This window comes from Bartonella jaculi (assembly GCF_039543045.1).
Taxonomy (GTDB): Bacteria; Pseudomonadota; Alphaproteobacteria; order Rhizobiales; family Rhizobiaceae; genus Bartonella; species Bartonella jaculi.
In genome coordinates, this window is sequence record NZ_BAABIZ010000035.1 from 3,263 (window position 1) to 4,555 (window position 1,293).

Consider the following 1,293-nt stretch of genomic DNA (forward strand, 5'->3'; position numbering starts at 1 on the left):
TGTTGCGGTGTTAGAAAGTCGTTTAAATCCTATGGCTTCTGGACAGATGAGTGCTGATCTTCATTTAGGGGCTTTTATTATCACCACGGGCAAAGAGCGGGATGTTTCCAGTTGGCTTTTGGCAGAAGCCATTGCGGTGCTTTGTCATAGCGGGCAATTGTGGGGGCTAACGCATTTGGGTGCCCCGCGGGATGTGCAGATTGAACCGATTATCTCTGCGGCGATTAAGCAGCGCGGTGTATCGATAAGCGTGGTGGAATGGCACCAAGATTTGCATCAGTTGGGACGAGATATTTTTTGTGATGAGGGACAACTCAAAAGTGGTTTGATCTCTTTAGACAATGAGGTGTTGCCATGAATGATGCGCATTTGTTGAGTGACACCTTGCGGCAAATGATGAAGCGTCTTGATGCGCTTGAACGCTGTCTTGCCAACCAGCACATGATTGGGCGGGTGGCGCAAATTGATGGGCATAGGGTGCGGGTGAAACTTTCCTCTGAGAGTGTTAATGGACAAGCGGTTTTATCGCCTTGGCTACAAGCGCAAGAAGCTGCTGGCGCTGTTTCAAGCAATATGCCTTTAAACATTGGTGATCCGGTGCGCTTGTTAAACCCCCATGGTGAAATTGGCTCTGCGTCTCTGGTTGTGCGCGATAGCTATAGTGAGGATGCACAAAACCAGGCACGCTCGCCGCAAGAGCTTGCGCTTTGTTATGCGGGTGGTGCTTTGCGTATCACGAAGGATGAGCTTATTCTCTCCCATGGGGAAAACCAAATCCGTTTGAGTGCACAAGGTCTCATGCTTTGTCATCAATCAACCCGTGTTGAATTAACGGACTGCGTGCAGATTCAAGCAGAAGATTTGCAGCACAATCAAAAATCTGTTGGAGCAAGCCACAAACATGGTGGGGTCAAAATGGGTCCCTCCACAACCTCTAGTCCTCTTTGAGATGAAGGAGTTTTATGATGCGTGAGAAAACTTATGTTATTTTAACCAATGCCGATTTTGTGGCAGGTCAGCGTTCACCGGGGAAGGGTGAGGAAATTTGTTTAAGTGAAGAGGCAGCGAAATATCCGCTTCTTCTTGGTCAGATTGCTGAAAAACCAGCCCCTGCTGTTTCTGCGTCCCCAACTGTTTCTTCCGTGAAAACAACAAAGGGTGCTTAAAGCATGCGGTGCGGGATGAGCGAAAAGGATGGCTCTCTGTTGTATGGTTGGGACCATTGCCAACAGTCACTTCGCAAATGTTTGACGACAAGGATTGGGACACGGGTTTTGCGGCGCCATTATGGGT

Annotated in this window: 3 protein-coding genes and 1 pseudogene; all 4 read left to right on the forward strand. The window is 48.6% G+C overall.

All coding sequences use genetic code 11. The features are described 5' to 3' along the window. Positions 1 to 358: hypothetical protein (locus tag ABD915_RS08185; RefSeq protein ID WP_345117265.1), on the forward strand; the 358-nt coding region annotated here is incomplete at its 5' end. Further along, positions 355 to 948, forward strand: coding sequence for a baseplate assembly protein (locus ABD915_RS08190; RefSeq protein WP_345117267.1), 594 nt, complete (start codon positions 355 to 357; stop codon positions 946 to 948). The genes ABD915_RS08185 and ABD915_RS08190, both read left to right, overlap by 4 nt. A 17-nt stretch (positions 949 to 965) precedes the next feature. Continuing rightward, positions 966 to 1,166: a hypothetical protein gene (locus ABD915_RS08195; RefSeq protein ID WP_345117280.1), complete on the forward strand. Its 201-nt coding sequence runs from the start codon at positions 966 to 968 to the stop codon at positions 1,164 to 1,166. A gap of 3 nt (positions 1,167 to 1,169) precedes the next feature. After that, a pseudogene (locus ABD915_RS08200) lies at positions 1,170 to 1,293 on the forward strand (GPW/gp25 family protein); the annotation flags it as partial.

Bases quoted from the DNA above. Each gene is read 5' to 3' on its own strand.
- ABD915_RS08190 (WP_345117267.1), top strand. From the start codon at position 355: ATGAATGATGCGCATTTGTTGAGTGACACCTTGCGGCAAATGATGAAG.
- ABD915_RS08195 (WP_345117280.1), top strand. From the start codon at position 966: ATGCGTGAGAAAACTTATGTTATTTTAACCAATGCCGATTTTGTGGCA.